At 73.3% G+C, this 15,928-nt stretch carries 4 protein-coding genes; all 4 read left to right on the forward strand.

The genetic code is table 11. The features are described 5' to 3' along the window. Positions 1 to 281 precede the first annotated feature (281 nt). The 4 genes from OG306_RS05525 to OG306_RS05540 are packed head-to-tail and all read left to right on the forward strand — an operon-like array spanning position 282 to position 15,896. The gene (locus tag OG306_RS05525) at positions 282 to 1,463 is read left to right on the forward strand and encodes an SDR family oxidoreductase (protein ID WP_266744910.1); all 1,182 of its coding nucleotides are present in this window, start codon (positions 282 to 284) and stop codon (positions 1,461 to 1,463) included. A gap of 33 nt (positions 1,464 to 1,496) precedes the next feature. After that, positions 1,497 to 3,080, forward strand: coding sequence for a PfaD family polyunsaturated fatty acid/polyketide biosynthesis protein (locus tag OG306_RS05530; RefSeq protein ID WP_371665174.1), 1,584 nt, complete (start codon positions 1,497 to 1,499; stop codon positions 3,078 to 3,080). 56 nt (positions 3,081 to 3,136) lie between these two features. Next, positions 3,137 to 9,238: an SDR family NAD(P)-dependent oxidoreductase gene (locus tag OG306_RS05535; RefSeq protein WP_371665175.1), complete on the forward strand. Its 6,102-nt coding sequence runs from the start codon at positions 3,137 to 3,139 to the stop codon at positions 9,236 to 9,238. A gap of 49 nt (positions 9,239 to 9,287) precedes the next feature. Further along, a complete protein-coding gene (locus OG306_RS05540; RefSeq protein WP_266907216.1) occupies positions 9,288 to 15,896 on the forward strand; it encodes a type I polyketide synthase in 6,609 nt (2,202 codons plus the stop codon). Positions 15,897 to 15,928: the final 32 nt, after the last annotated feature.

The following is a 15,928-nucleotide window of genomic DNA, read 5'->3' on the forward strand; positions in this document are numbered from 1 at the left end:
CCGCCGTCTGACACTGTGTGCCGAGCGCCAGTGGTCATCAAGCCTGTGAGAGGCCCGAGCAGCCCCGGGCGGGGCCGGACGAACCGGGGGACCGGCGGACGCCCGTTGCACCGGGTCGGCCGGACGAGTTCAGGCCGCGCACGCCACGACCGCCGGTCTCATGCCGCGCCGTGGGACGCCGGATACATCTCGCCTCCCCTGCCGCCGCAACGGCCCCGGCGTTCACCGCCCCCGCACGCGGCAGTGGTCCTGTCCCCTTCGGAGCCCTTGGAGCCAAGGTCATGCACGTCGCCCTCACCGGCGCCACCGGATTCCTCGGACTGCGCCTGCTGCGCCGTCTGCTCGACACGCACCGGTCGGTGACGGTCCTGGTCCACGCGGGGTCGGGTGACGCGCTGCACCGCATCACCCGGTTCTTCGCACGGACCGGCGTGCCCGAGCCGTTCATCGCCGAACTCCCCGACCGGCTGCGGGTCGTGGAGACCGAGTTGGAGCAACCCGGGCTGGGGCTGTCCAGGCGCGCGTTCCAGGAGTTGGCCGACGGTCTCGGCGCGATCTGGCACAGCGCGGGCAGCATCAATCTGGAGGGGGACCTTCCCGAGCTGCGCCGCATCAACGTCGAAGGAACCCGGCATGTACTGGAGTTGGCCACCGCCGGACGCGAGAGACCCGTGGTCCACCACGTGAGTACCGCTTTCGTCGCCGGAAGCCGGCGTGAGGGGGTGGCGTACGAGGACGAGCTGGACGACGCGTACGGCTTCGAGAACGCCTACGAACGCTCCAAGTACGAGGCGGAGGTGTTGATCCACGCGTGGTCGCGGGAGCACCGCCGCCCGGTCGTGGTGCTGCGGCCGAGCATCCTCGTCACGGACCTGCCGCCGCACCCGGAACTGCCCTCGCATCCGCTTCAGGTCATCGAGCGGATCCTGCGCGACGCGCGACGCACCGCCGGCCCCGGAAGCCCGGGCCACGGCGGCGACGGACCCGACGACCCCCACGGCACCGACCCGGGCGGCCGTCCCCGCGTCCGGTTGGTGGGTCATCCGCACGGCCGGCTGAACCTGATGCCGGTGGAGCACGCGGCCGAGGTCATGGTGCGGCTGGCCGGCCGGACGCCCTCGGGCGGAGTCGACACGTACCACGTCGTCCACGACCGCGACGTGCCCGTGCTGACGATCGCAACCCTGCTGGAACGGCTGGTCGAGTTGTCGATCGACCTGGTCACCACGGAGCCGGACGACCCGTCGGCGCTGGAGGCCCTGGTGGACTTCTACCCGGGTCTGACGGCCTATCTGACCCACCGACGGCGCTTCGACGACACCCGGGTCCGGGCCCTGTTCGGGTCGTCGGCGGCCTCCGACCGAGTGGACCTCGACTACCTGTGGTCCGGCCTGGTCCCGAGGGACCGGGTTCCCACCGGGCCGTCGCCCACCGCCGCCTTCCCGTCCGCCCGCTACGCCTGACCCGCACACCTCCTCTCCCGCTGGAGCCCCTCCGTGTCCGTGCTCTCCGCTCCCGTCGCCCCCGTCGCGTCCCCGCCGGTCTTCTCCCCCGAGGAGATCGCCGCCCGGGCCCGACAGATCCGGGAACCCGTACACATCGTCAGCGGGCCGAGCGGCCGTGAACTGGGGCTCGCGGCTGGTCCCGTACCCGACGGCCGGGTGCTCGGGACGCTGCCGCCGCTGTACCCCGAGTGGCTCGGCGGGCGCACCTTCTGCGAGGCGCACGGTGTCCGTTTCCCTTATGTGGCGGGCGAGATGGCGAACGGCATCGCGACCACCCGGATGGTGTCCGCGATGGCCCGGGCGGAGATGCTGGGGTTCTTCGGCGCCGGCGGCCTGGCGTATGCCGATGTGGAGCGGGCCGTGCACGCGCTGGCCGGGGAGCTGCGGTCCCGTTCGAACTGGGGCGTGAACCTCATCCACTCACCGGCCGAACCCGCGCTGGAGTTCCGCGTCGCCGAGCTGCTGCTGCGCTGCGGTGTGCCCCGCATCTCGGCGTCGGCGTTCATGGAGCTCACACCGGCCGTCGTGCTGTGCTCGGCCCGGGGACTGCGCCGCGGCGCCGACGGCGGAATCGTCCGGCGCACGCGGATGCTCGCCAAGGTCTCCCGGCCCGAGGTGGCCGAGAGGTTCCTCTCGCCCGCCCCGGCCGCGCTGCTGGACCGGCTCGTCGTCCAGGGGAAGCTGACCCCGCAGGAGGCGGGCCTGGCGGCCCTGGTGCCGGTGGCCGAGGACATCACCGTGGAGGCCGACAGCGGAGGTCACACCGACAACCGGCCGTTGTCGGCCCTGCTGCCGAGGATCGCCCTGCTGCGCGACGCGCTGTGCCGGCGATTCGGCTACCGCCGGCCGGTCAGGATCGGCGCGGCCGGCGGGCTGGGCACGCCGGCCGCGGTGGCCGCAGCCTTCGCCCTCGGCGCGTCGTACGTGGTCGTCGGATCGGTCAACCAGACCGCGACCGAGGCGGGCCTGTCCGAAGAGGCCAAGTCGATGCTCTGCGAGGCGGATGTCGCCGATGTGGCCATGGCACCGGCGGCGGACATGTTCGAGCTGGGTGTCACGCTGCAAGTACTCTCCCGCGGGACGATGTTCGCCCAGCGGGCCGCCAGGCTCCACGCTGCCTACCGGGCGCACGGTTCGCTGGAGGAGATCCCACCCGCGGTGCGCGCCGCGATCGAACGGGACGTGCTGCGCGCCTCGTTCGACGAGGTCTGGCAGCACACGCGCGCGTTCTGGGAGCGGCGCGATCCCTCGGAGATCACGCGTGCGGAGGCCGATCCGAAGCACCGTATGGCGCTGGTCTTCCGCTGGTACCTGGGCAGTTCCAGTCGGTGGGCGATCACCGGCGAGGCGGCCCGGCGTACCGACTACCAGATCTGGTGCGGGCCTGCGACGGGCGCGTTCAACCGCTGGGTGGCGGGGACGTTCCTGGCCGAACCGGCGAACCGGTCCGTGGTGCAGATCGCGCTCAACCTTCTCGAAGGCGCCGCGGTGCTCACCCGCGCCCATCAACTGCGCACCTATGGAGTTCCATTGACGTCCGAGGCATTCACCTACACCCCGCGCGGGCTGGCATGAGCGGCTCCGGCGCCACGGAGGCGTCAGCAGCAGCCGTCCGGCCCAGAGGAGACAGCGTGTCCGCCCGCCCCCGTGGGCAAGTGCCCATCGCCGTGGTCGGTGTCGGCGCCCTGGTGCCCGGCGCGACGGACGCGGCAGGCTACTGGCGGATCCTGACCGGCGGCCGGGACCTGATCACCGAGGTGCCCGCCTCCCGCTGGCTGGTGGCGGACCACTACGACCCCGACCCGGCCGCACCCGACAAGACGTACGCCCGCCGCGGCGCCTTCCTGCCGGAGGTGGACTTCGACCCGTTGGCGTACGGTGTGCCGCCCGCCAACCTGTCGGCGACGGACACCTCCCAACTGCTCGCCCTGATGGTCGCCGATCAAGTGCTGACCGACGCCGGCGGTCTGTCGGGCATGGACCGGGACCGGGTCGGCGTCGTCCTCGGGACGGCCTCCCTGGAGCTGCTCCCCCACATGTACGGGCGCGCACATCGCCCGGTGTGGCTGAAGGCGCTGCGGGAGAGCGGTCTCGCCGAGGCCGAGGCGCAGGCCGTGTGCAACCGCATCTCGGCGCACTTCAGCCCGTGGCAGGAGTCGACCTTCCCCGGCCTGCTCGGCAATGTCGTCGCGGGCCGGATCGCCAACCGGTTCGACCTGCACGGCACCAACCACACCACCGACGCCGCCTGTGCCAGCTCCCTGGCGGCACTGTCCACGGCGGTCGGTGAGCTGACGCTCGGGCGGACCGACCTGGTGATCAGCGGCGGTGTGGACACCGGGAACGACATCGGCATGTTCCTGTGCTTCTCCAAGACGCCCGCGCTCTCCCGCACCGGTGACTGCCGTCCGTTCTCGGATGCGGCGGACGGCACCATGCTCGGCGAAGCAGTCGTCATGTACGCACTGAAGCGGCTGTCCGACGCGGAGCGGGACGGCGACCGCATCCACGCGGTGATCCGGGGCATCGGCACCTCGTCCGACGGCAGGAGTACGGCGATCTACGCGCCGCTTCCCGAGGGTCAGGCACGGGCTCTGCGACGCGCCTACGAGGAGGCGGGCTACGGTCCGCAGACCGTGGAGCTGGTCGAGGCCCACGGGACCGGCACGAAGGCCGGGGACACCGCCGAACTGACGGCGCTGCGAGAGGTGTTCCAGGCGTCGGGACGTGCGGACGGGCAGTGGTGCGCAATCGGCTCGGTCAAGTCGCAGATCGGCCACACCAAGTGCGCGGCGGGCGCGGCGGGGCTGCTCAAGGCGGTCATGGCCCTGCACCACAAGGTGCTGCCGCCGACCATCAAGGTCGACCGGCCGATGCCGGCGGCCGCCGCCCCGGGCGGCCCGTTCTACGTCAACACCGAGGCCCGGCCGTGGGTGCGGTCCGCCGGCCATCCGCGCCGGGCGTCGGTGTCGAGCTTCGGCTTCGGGGGCAGCAACTTCCACGTCACGCTGGAGGAGTACGTGCCCTCGGGCACCCTGGCCCGGGTGCCGCCGCGCCATCGCTCCGCACCGAGCGAACTCGTCCTGTTCAGCGGCGCGTCGCCGTCCGACCTGGTGCCGCCGGAATCGTACGGCGACCGTTCGCTGGCCGCGCTCGCCCGGGAGAGCCACAGCGCGTTCTCGCCCACCGATCCGGTGCGGCTGGCCGTCGTCGCCACGGACACCGAGGATCTCAGGGAGAAGTACGCGCAGGCGCTCACGCTGATCCGGCAACGGCCCGGCACGGCGTTCTCGACACCGAACGGTGTCCGGTACGCCTTCGGAGATCCCGTGCCCGGCCGTCTCGCGTTCCTGTTTCCGGGGCAGGGATCCCAGTACGTCGGGATGGGCGCCGGCCTCGCGATGCTGTCACCGGCCGCCCAGGCCGTGTGGGACCGGCTGGGCGGCACCAGGTTCGACGGGCGGCCCCTGCACCGGTTGGTGTTCCCGCCGCCCGCCTTCGCCGACGAGGAACGCGCGGCCCAGGCTGCGCGTCTGGCCGCCACCGAGTGGGCGCAGCCCGCGCTCGCGGTGCACTCGCTCGCCTTGCTGGCCGTACTGCGGGGTCTGGGCCTGCAACCAGACTGCGTGGCGGGCCACAGTTTCGGCGAGCTGGTGGCGCTGCACTGCGCGGGCGCCCTGGACGCCGATGCGCTGGTCGGTCTGGCCCGCAGGCGCGGTGAGCTGATGCGGGACGCGGCCGGCGTTCCGGGCGCGATGCTGGCCGTGGCGGCGGATCGCGAGCACGTGATGGCGGTGCTGGCCGGTGACGAGTTCGGCGACATCTGGCCGGCCAACCTCAACTCCCCGCTTCAGGTAGTGCTTTCGGGCACGGAGGAGGCCGTCGCGCGCGCCGAGAAGGCGTTCGCGGTCGAGGGTGTCGGCACACGCCGGCTGACCACTTCGACCGCTTTCCACAGCCCGCTGGTCGCCCCGGCCGGTGAGCCGCTCGCCGCGTTCCTGCGCACGGTCCCGCTCATGAAGCCGCGGATCGAGGTGTACGGCAACGCGGACGCGGAACCGTACCCGTCGTCGCCCGACGGGGTACGCCGCCGGATCGCCGACCACCTGGCCTCACCCGTGCTCTTCCAGGACCAGATCGAGGCGATGTACGCGGCAGGGGTGCGGACCTTCGTGGAGGTCGGCGCGGGCACCGTGCTGACCGGCCTGGTCGGACAGATCCTGGGTGACCGCGAGCACGCGGCCGTCCCCCTGGACCGGGCGGACCGGTCCGGGGCCGGCACCCTGCACACCGCGCTCGGTGAACTTGCCGTACGCGGTATCCCTGTCGACTTCGACCCCCTCTGGGCGCCGTACGCCTCGCCCGGAACCTCAGTGAAGGAGCGCAAGCCCCGGATGACCGTGCAGATCAGCGGAGCCAACTACGGTCAGCTCTACCCGCCCCGCACCGAAGCCGCCGAACCGCAGCCGGCCGTGCCCGCGCCGGAACGCAGGCCGGAACGCCACCCGCATCCCGCCCCCTCGTCCGACATCCTGGCGGTTCCCATGTCCGCGTACGCACCCGCTCCCGCCCGCACTCCGGAGCCGTCGGTCTACGGGACGGCGCCCGCCCAGGAACCGGAGCCCGCGTACGGAGCCGAGCCGCCGCACGGCCCCGCGCCCGTCCACGACCCCGTGTCCGCGTACGGGGCCGAGCCCGATGCCGCCCTCGGCCCCGAGTGGTACGCCGCGGTGGAGAGCGTCCAGCGGCAGACGGCACAGGCCCACGCGGCCTGCCAACGCATGCTGACCGACAGCCATATGGCTTTTCTGCGGATGACCGAGACCACCCTGGCCGCGATGCTCGGGGCACAGGGCGTCGGCGCCGTGCCCGACGCCCCGGCTCCCCCGGCACCGCTGCCGCTCCCCCGTCCTTCGGCACCCCGGCTGGCCTCGGCACCTGCGACACCGCTTCCGACAGCGGTCGGCGTTCCCGGGACCGTGCCCGCATGCGTACCCGCCGGGCCCGCCTTCGTACCCGCCGGGCCCGGCGAGGTGCCGTCGCCCGCACCGGTCGCCGCCGAGGAACGGGCCCCGGCCGCCGTCCCGGTGGACTCCTCGGCGCCGGCCGCCGATGCCGCGCCTCTGTCGGCACCGGAACTGGAGGAACTACTGCTCTCGGTGGTGGCCCGGCTCACCGGCTACCCGACGGAGATGCTCAACGTGGACATGGAGTTGGAGGCGGATCTGGGAGTCGACTCGATCAAGCGCGTCGAGATCCTGTCGGCCGTACGCCAGAGGGTGGGCGATGTGGCGACGGGAGACATCGGACAGCTCGGCAGGCTCCGCACGCTGCGCGAGATCGTCGAAGCACTCACCGCGGCCGGCCGGACGCCGGGGGCCCCGGCGCCGGACTCTCCGGCCGTGACCGGACCCCGCGCCGTCCCGAAGATCCCCGCCATGCGCACTGGGTCCGGGTCCGGGCAAGAGACAGCGCTGACGAGACTGGTGCAGCGCGCGGTGGAGTCACCGGCGTCCGGCCTGGCGACGGCGGGGCTCCTGGACGGGCCGCTCGTGGTGGCGGGCGGGGGCGCCGACGGCGACGCGATCACCGCCCTCGTCGCGCGGAAACTGGCGGAGCACGGCGTGGGCGCCACCGCTGTGGCGGAGGTGCCCGAGGACGCGCGCGGAGTCGTACACCTCGGCGGGCTGACCGGGGGCAGCACGCCGGACGATGCACGAGAGGTCCACCGGTCGGTGTTCCGCGCGGCGCGCGCGGTGGCGGCACAGGCCGCCGAACGGGGCGGACTGTTCGTGACCGTGCAGGACACCGGAGGCGACTTCGGGCTCGACGGCCACGCACCCGACCGTGCGTGGCTGGGCGGCGTCGCCGGTCTCACCAGGACCGTGGCGAAGGAGTGGCCGGGTGTCTCGGTCAAGGCCGTCGACTGCGAGCGGGGCGGTCGGAGCGACGAGGAGGTCGCCGAGGCGATCGTGCGGGAACTGCTGGAAGGCGGCCCTGACCCCGAGGCAGGTCTCCGCGCGGACGGCACACGCACCACCCTGCGGACGGTACCCGCGCCGGTGATGCCCGGCAGCACCCGACGGATCACCTCGGAGTCGGTGATCGTGGCCACCGGAGGCGCGCGCGGGGTGACCTCCGCCGCGCTGCTGGACCTGGCCAGGACCCACCGTCCGCGGATCGTGCTGCTCGGCAGGACGGCACCGGCCCCTGAGCCCGCAGGGCTCGCGTCGGCCGCCGACGAACCGGCGCTCACCCGTCTGCTCGCCGAGCGTTCGACCGAGGGCGCGGAGAACTCCTCGCCCGCCCGGATCGCGGCGCGGGCCCGGGAGATCCTGGCCGCGCGCGAGGTGCGGGCAACGCTGGCGGCCCTGGAGGCGGCGGGATCCCCCGTCCGGTACGTCCAGGTGGACGTTCGCGACGGCGACGCCGTCGCCGCCGCACTGCGCGACGTACGTGACGCGTGGGGGCCGGTCACCGGCATCGTGCACGGTGCGGGAGTACTGGCCGACAAGCGGATCACCGACAAGACGGACGAGCAGGTCGAGCAGGTGATGTCCACCAAGGTGGACGGTCTGCGCGCGCTGCTCGCCGCAACGGCGGACGATCCGCTGGACGTGATCTGTCTGTTTTCCTCTGTGGCCGCCGTGTTCGGCAACGCGGGGCAGAGCGACTACGCCATGGCCAACGAGATCCTGAGTCAGGTCGCGTCGGCGGAGCAGGCCCGCCGCCCCGGCTGCCTGGTGCGGTGCGTCGCCTGGGGGCCGTGGCGCGGCGGCATGGTCACGCCCGCTCTGGCCGGGCATTTCGGCCGGTCCGGGGTTCCGCTGATCCCTCTGGAGCAGGGGGCGGCCGCTTTCACGGCCGAGCTGGACGGCACAGCCGGTGAGGCCCGCGTCGTCCTGGTGGCCGGGGACGATCCGGCGGCCCTGTCCCCGGTCGGCGATCCGTGCCCGGCGCAGTTGCTGGTCCGGGCGGACAGCCTGCCGCAGCTGGCCGACCACGCGCTCACCGGAGTTCCCGTGCTGCCCGTGGCGATGGTCCTGAACTGGTTCGCGGGGGCGGCCACCGCCTGGCTGCCGCATGCCGGCCCACTCGTCCTGCGCGATCTGCGGGTGTACCAGAAGTGCACCCTGCCCGAACTGGCCGGCACAGGCCATCGGCTCACCGTGCACGGCAGCCGGGGCGCGGCCGGTTCGTCGACGGGGCTGGAGGCGGAACTGCGCGGTGAAAGCGGGGTGACGCACTTCCGGGCCGTGCTGGACACCGGGACCGAAGAGCCGGATCCGGCCGCGTGGGGCAGCCCGGACGGCCTCAAGCCGCTGGACCGCACCGAGTTGTACGACGGGGAGAACCTCTTCCACGGCCCCCGCTTCCACTCCGTCCGCTCGCTGCACGGTGTTTCGGAGCACGGAGCCGAGGCGATCGTCGCGGGCGTGCGCGCCTTGGAATGGTCCGGTGAGCGCTGGCCGCTCGACCCGGCCGCCATGGACGGCGCACTCCAACTCGCCCTGCTCTGGGCGCAGGAGGTACTCGACGCGGCGACGCTGCCGATGGCCGTCGCGGAGTGCAGGGTGTACCGGCGCGGCCCGGTGGACGACGCGGTGCGGTGTGTGCTGCGAGCCCGGAAGGTTCACAGCACGGGAGCGCGCTGCGATGTGGCGCTGATCGACGCCGATGGAGCCGTCCGTCTGGAACTGCTCGGCGTGGAACTCGTCCGCCGCCCCTCCTGAGCCCCGGCCCCTCCGAACCAGCCCCGCCCTGCCATGAAGTGAGACCTGCATGGAATTCGAACCGATCGCCGTCGTCGGCCGGGGCTGTGTGCTGCCCGACGCGCTCGATCCGGACACGTTCTGGGACAACATCGCCGCGGGCCGCACCAGCCTGTCGGCCATCTCTGAGGGCCGGTGGCGGCTGCCACGCCACTGGGCCATGGGCTCGGTGGACGACCACCTCGACCGCACCTGGACCGATGTCGGCGGGTACGTACAGGGGTTCGAGTCCGTCTTCGACCCCAGCGTCTTCCGAATCGCCCCGGAGCGAATCCTGTCGCTGGACCCGCTCTTCCACTGGGTCATGTACGGCGTCCGGCAGGCACTCACGGAAGCGGGCCGCGAGGGCCCTCTGCCGCGCGCGGGGCTGGTGCTGGGAAACCTGTCCTATCCCACGCCCACAGGGGCGGCTCTTGCCGAGCACGTCTGGCTGTCCGCCCAGCGGCCCCCGCTCCGTGACGCCCTGCTGACGGGAGAGCGCCGGCAGCGGCCCGACACCCGGAATCGCTTCTCGTCCGGGCTGCCCGCCCGGCTCGCGGCCCGAGCCCTCGGGCTGGGCGCGGGCGCGTGGTCCCTCGACGCCGCCTGCGCGTCGTCGCTGTATGCCATCAAGCTGGCGTGCGACCGGCTGCACGACGGCACGGCGGACCTGATGGTGGCCGGTGCGGTCAGCCGGGCGGACCCCCTCTATCTGCACGTCGGCTTCTGCGGGCTCTCCGCGACGAGTCGCACGGGGCGCAGCCGGCCCTTCCACCGGGACGCGGACGGGCTGGTGCACGGAGAGGGCGCCGGGTTCGTCGCCCTGATGCGGCTGTCGGAGGCCCGCACCGCCCATCTGCCCGTGCTCGGGGTGATCCGCGGTGTCGGGTTGTCCAACGACGGGCGCGGCGCCGGGCTGATCAGCCCGTCGGAGGAGGGCCAGGTCCGTGCCATGCGCCTGGCGTACGACGCGGCGGGCGTCGCGCCCGAGACCGTGTCACTCGTCGAGTGCCATGCGACGGGGACGCCGGTCGGGGACACGGTGGAGGCGCGCGGCATGGCCCGGGTCTTCGGGACCGGTGACGACGTGCCCATCGGTTCGGTGAAGTCGAACGTCGGGCACCTGCTGGCCTCGGCGGGCGTGGCCGGGCTGCTGAAGGTGCTCGGCGCGCTGCGTGCGGGGATCCGTCCGGCGACGCTCGGCGCGGAACGGCCGCTGGAGGCACTGGCGGGCACGCCGTTGCGGGTGCTGACCGCGCCGGAACCGTGGTCCGGTCCTCGCCGCGCGGCGGTGAGCGCGTTCGGGTTCGGCGGGACCAACGCCCATCTGGTGGTGGACCTGCCGGACGGCGACCCTGCATCCGCCGTACCGCGGCCGATCCGCCCGGCCGCCGCCGTGACCGCCCCGACCCGGGTGCGGGAATCGCCGGGCGGCCGTACGCCGGTGGCGATCGTCGCCCTCGGCGCCCGAGTCGGCGACGGGACCTGTACGGAGGACTTCCGGCGGGCGGTGCTGGGCGGTGAGCGACGTGGCCCCGCCCCCGGGATCGCCGTGGAATTGAGGGACCTGTGCTTCCCGCCACTGGCCCTGGAGCGAACGGTGCGCCATCAGCTCCTGGTGCTGGAGGCCGCCCGGGAGGCCGTCCGGTCGGTGTCCCTGCCCCGGGAGCGGACCATGGTGGTCATCGGTATGGGGGTGGACCCCGAGGTGGCCCGTGCGGGCGCCCGCTGGAGGGTTCCCCACTGGCTGGAGCAGGCCGGGCTTGCCGCCACGCCCGAGTCGGCGGACCTCACCCGGGACGCGTTCCTGCCGCCCATGACCGCGGAGGGTGTGGTGGGCACCCTGCCGAACCTGGTGGCCAACCGGATCAGCACCCAACTCGACCTGGCGGGGCCGGGTTTCGCGGTCTCGGCGGAGGAGGCGTCCGGGCTGGTGGCGCTGGAACTCGCGGCCCGGGCCGTACGGTCGGGGGAGGTCGACGCCGCGCTCGTCGGTGCCACCGACCTGTCCTGCGAGGCGGTGCATCAGACCGCCCAGCAGGATCTCGGCCGCGAGGACGAACCGGGGGACGCCGCCGTCGTCCTGGTCCTCAAGTCCGTGGACACCGCGCGCAGGGACGGCGACACCGTTGTCGCCCTGCTCGACGAGGACGCCACCGGCGCACCCGACGTGGTCATCGGGGACGGCCCTGACGCGGTGTTCGACCCGGCATCGGCCTTCGGACGCGCTCACGCCGCGTACGGGCTGGTGGCGGTCGCGGTCGCGACGCTCTCGCTCCAGCACCGTGCGGTGCCGCGTCCGGGCGGCCCTGCGGATGCCGCGGTTGTCGCGCACACCGCGAAGGCCGCGGTGACACCGTTGGAAGGGCCTACCGCGAGTGTCCGGCTGCGCGCGGGGGACGCCCGGCCATGGCTGCGGGGCCCGGCTCCGCGCCTGCACGTCTTTTCCGGGGCCGACCGCCGGGAGGTGCTGGCCGCGCTGGAGTCCGGTGCACAGTCCGACGCCGGACCGGCCCGGCTGGCGCTCGTGGCCGACGACGACGCGTTGCCGGGCCGCACGGAGGCCGCCCGCCGCTGGCTGGCCGAGGGCGGAGCCCGTCCGGCCGATGTGCTGTACCGGGACAGGCCGGTCACGGGGCAGACCGCGTTCGTGTACACCAACGGCTCGGCAGCGTACCCGGATATGGGCCACGAGCTGATGCTCGCGCTGCCGTCGCTCGGCGAGGCCGTCCGTGCCAGGCACGGGGCGATCGGTGCACGACTGCGGTCCCGGGCGGAGCGCGGAGTGCTCGACCAGATCTGGGGCGCCGCCGAACTCGCCGTCCACCACACCGTGTTCACCCGGGAGGTGCTCGGGCTCCGGCCGGAGGCCGCTGTCGGATACTCCTCGGGCGAGTCGGCCGCCCTGGTGGCGCTGGGTGCCTGGCCGGACGCCGCAGGGCTGTACGACGCCACCCGGGACAGCGGTCTGTTCACGACCGAACTCACCGGTGAACTCCGGGCGGTGCGGCGCCACTGGGAACGTCTGGGCGTCGAGGGCCGGCGCTGGTCGAGCTATCTGGTCAGTGCGCCCCTGGAAGCGGTCCGTGCCGAGCTCACCGCCGAGGTCGCCGTCCATCTGATGGCGGTGAACGCCCCCGGAGTCTGCGTCATCGGCGGCGAGTCCCGCGCGTGTGCGGCCGTCGTGGCCAGGATCGGCGCCGACCACGCGATCGAGCTCGACTACGACATGGCCGCCCACGCACCGGAGTTGGCGGACATCCGAGAGGTATGGCGTGCGGTCCATCGTCATCCGACCGTCGACGTGCCCGGTGTGCGGTTCTACAGCGGGGCCACCGGGCAGTCGTACCGGCCGACGGCCGAGCGGGCCGCCGAGGCGCTCACCGCGCAGGGACTGAACACGATCGACTTCGCGGCCACGGTCGAGCAGGCGTGGGCCGACGGTGTCCGGGTCTTCGTGGAGCACGGGCCGCGCAAGCTGTGCACCGGCTGGATCAAGCGAGTACTCGGCGACCGGGACCATGTGGCCGTCGCCCTCGATGCCCCGGGCGACACCCGGCTGCGGCAGCCCTGCCTGGCGGTGGCCGAACTCGTCGTCGCGGGCGTGCCGGTACACGCCGACGAGTGGTTCGCCCGGCTCGCGGAAGCCGCCACGGAGATCCCGCGTCCCGGGCCCACCGTCACCGTGCCCGTACCCGCGCCTCCATGTCTACCGCCACTGGAGCCGGCCCTGGTAACCCTGCCCCGGGCCCCCGAGCTGGCGCCGGTACCGGACCGGGTGGCCTGGCGGTCCGACGCACCGGGCGGCGCTGCCGTGCCCTGGCCCGGTACCGCGGGGCCGCGCCCCCTGCCGGACGTCCGGCCGACAGGCTCGGACGGGCGCGATCCGCTGGCGGCGGGCGCCCGCGCCGCAGTCGTCCGGCAGAGCCTGCGGGTCGCCGCGCTGCACCAAGAGGTCACCGCCGGGCACACCGAGGCCCATCAGCGGTTCCTGCAGATGTCCGCTCTCGCCGTCACCGCGCTGCGGAGCACCGTGCCCGTTCCCGTACGGCCACCGGGCCCCCCTGCCCCGCGTCCGACCGCCGGGCCGCCGCCGGTCCCGGTACGGCCCACGCCCCGCTCGGCGTTCCCGCCCGCTCCCTCGCCGGAAGCGGCACCCGCACCACTCCTGAGGCCGGGGCCGAAGTTCGACCGCGCCCAGTTGGAGCACCTCGCCTCCCGGGAGATCTCCACGCTGTTCGGCCCGCGGTTCGCCGAGCAGGACGCGTACGCGGTGCAGACGCGGATGCCCGAGCCGCCGATGCTGTTCACGGACCGGGTCACCGGTATCGACGCCGTGCCGGCGGCGCTCGCCGCGCCCGGCCCGGTGCGCACCGACGGGACGATCTGGACGGAGACCGATATCCGGCCCGACAGCTGGTACCTGGACTCCACCGGACGTATGCCGCCCGGGCTGCTGATCGAGGCGGGTCAGGCGGATCTGCTCCTGCTCAGCTGGCTGGGCGTGGACCTCCTCAACCGGGGCGAGCGCGCCTACCGGCTGCTGGGCTGCGAGGTGACGTACCACGGCAGCCCGCCGCAGCCGGGCGAGACCCTGCGCTACGAGATCCACATCGACGGCCACGCGGAGCACGACGGCATCCGGCTGGCCTTCTTCCACTACGACTGCTACGTGGACGGCGAACTCCGGCTCAGCATCCGCGAGGGCCAGGCCGGGTTCTTCACCCCCGAGGAGCTCGCCGGCAGCGGCGGTGTGCGGTGGGATCCCGCCGAGCGGCCGCCCGGTGACGACCTGCCGCTCGACCCGCCCGCAGTGCGCTGCGGACGGACCCGCTTCGACGCGGACCGGGTGCGGGCCCTGGCCCAGGGGCGGCCGGCGGACTGCTTCGGCCCCGGCTGGGAGGCGACGGCGGCACACATCCGCTCACCTCGGCTCGACGACGGCAAGCTGCGGCTGCTCCAGGAGGTGACCGCGTTCGACCCGGCCGGAGGGCCGTGGGGCCGCGGCTATCTGCGGGCCGAGACCCCGCTGTCGCCGGACGACTGGTTCTTCGCGGGGCACTTCAAGAACGACCCCTGTATGCCGGGCACCCTGATGCTCCAGGGCGGTCTCCAGGCGATGGCGTTCTACCTGGCGGCCATGGGCTTCACCGTGAACCGGGACGGCTGGCGTTTCGAGCCCGTCGGCGGTCACCCCTGCAAGGCGATGTGCCGCGGCCAGGCGACTCCGGCCGGCCGGCGGGTCGTCTACGAGGTGTTCGTACGTGGTGTCTCGGCCGGGCCGGTACCGACGCTGTACGCCGATGTGCTGGGCTCGGTGGACGGGGCAAGAGCATTCCTGGGCCGGGACGTGGCGCTGCGGCTCGTACCCGACTGGCCGCTGTCGCACTGGCGGCGCTCGGGCCCGCCCGTCGTGCAGGGCAGCGGTACACCGGTGCCGCTCCCCCTGCTCGGCGGGCTGACCGGGCACCGGGAGAAGAAGCCGGTGGCGACGGCGGCCGATGGATTCCCCTTCGACTACACCTCGTTGCTGGCGTGTGCCTGGGGCAGACCGAGTGAGGCGTTCGGTACCGCGTACGAGCCCTTCGACAGCACCCGTAAGGTCGCGCGGCTGCCCGGTCCCCCCTATCACTTCATGAGCCGGATCGTCTCGGTGGACGGTCCGCAGGGCAGTATGCAAGAGGGCAGCAGTGTCGTCGCGGAGTACGACGTGCCCGCGCGGGCCTGGTACTTCGAGCAGAGCGGCGGCCGTACGATGCCGTTCGCGGTCCTGATGGAGATCGCGCTGCAACCCTGCGGGTGGCTGGCCTCGTACGTGGGCAGCGCGTTGACCACCGACACGGATCTGCTGTTCCGCAACCTCGACGGGGCGGGAACGGTCACAGGTGAGGTCACTCCGGCGACGGGTACGGTCCGCACCCATGCTGAACTGACGCGTGTCTCCCGGAGCGGGGACATGATCATCGAGTCGTTCCGGGTGAGGTGCACGGCCGACGGCGTGCCACTGTTCGAACTCTCCACGGTCTTCGGCTACTTCCCGCCGTCGGCCTTCGACGACCAGCAGGGCCTCACGGCGTCGGCCCAGGACCGGGCCCGTCTCGACGAGCCCTGCGACCGTGTGGTCGATCTGACCGCCCGGCCCGCTCGTTACTGCGCCGGGGAACTGCGGCTGCCGGGCCCCATGCTGCTGATGCTCGACCGGATCACCGGTTCCTGGCCGGACGGGGGCAGCATGGGGCTCGGGCGGCTGCGGTCGGAGAAGGACGTGGTCCCGGACGAATGGTTCTTCCGGGCCCATTTCTTCCAGGACCCGGTGCAGCCGGGGTCGTTGGGCGTCGAGGCCATGTGCCAGCTGCTCCAGTGCCACCTGCTTGAGCGCGGCGCCGCGTACGGCGTTCCACGCCCCCGGTTCGAGCCGGTGCTGCCCGGCCGCGAGACGACCTGGACGTACCGCGGCCAGATCACCCCGGCCAACCGGCTGATCCGGGTGGACATGGACATCGTGGAGAGCGGCACGGACGCGCGGGGGCCCTACGCGACGGCGGACGCGTCGCTGTGGGGCGATGACACGTGCATCTACCGGGTGCGCGGGCTGGGCATGCGTGTGGTGTCCGACGCGGCTCCCTCACCCGCTCCATGAAGCGAGTGCGCCGGCCGTCTCCGGGGTGTGAA

Source organism: Streptomyces sp. NBC_01241 (genome assembly GCF_041435435.1).
Taxonomy (GTDB): Bacteria; Actinomycetota; Actinomycetes; order Streptomycetales; family Streptomycetaceae; genus Streptomyces.

Bases quoted from the DNA above. Each gene is read 5' to 3' on its own strand.
- OG306_RS05540 (WP_266907216.1), top strand. From the start codon at position 9,288: ATGGAATTCGAACCGATCGCCGTCGTCGGCCGGGGCTGTGTGCTGCCC.
- OG306_RS05525 (WP_266744910.1), top strand. From the start codon at position 282: ATGCACGTCGCCCTCACCGGCGCCACCGGATTCCTCGGACTGCGCCTG.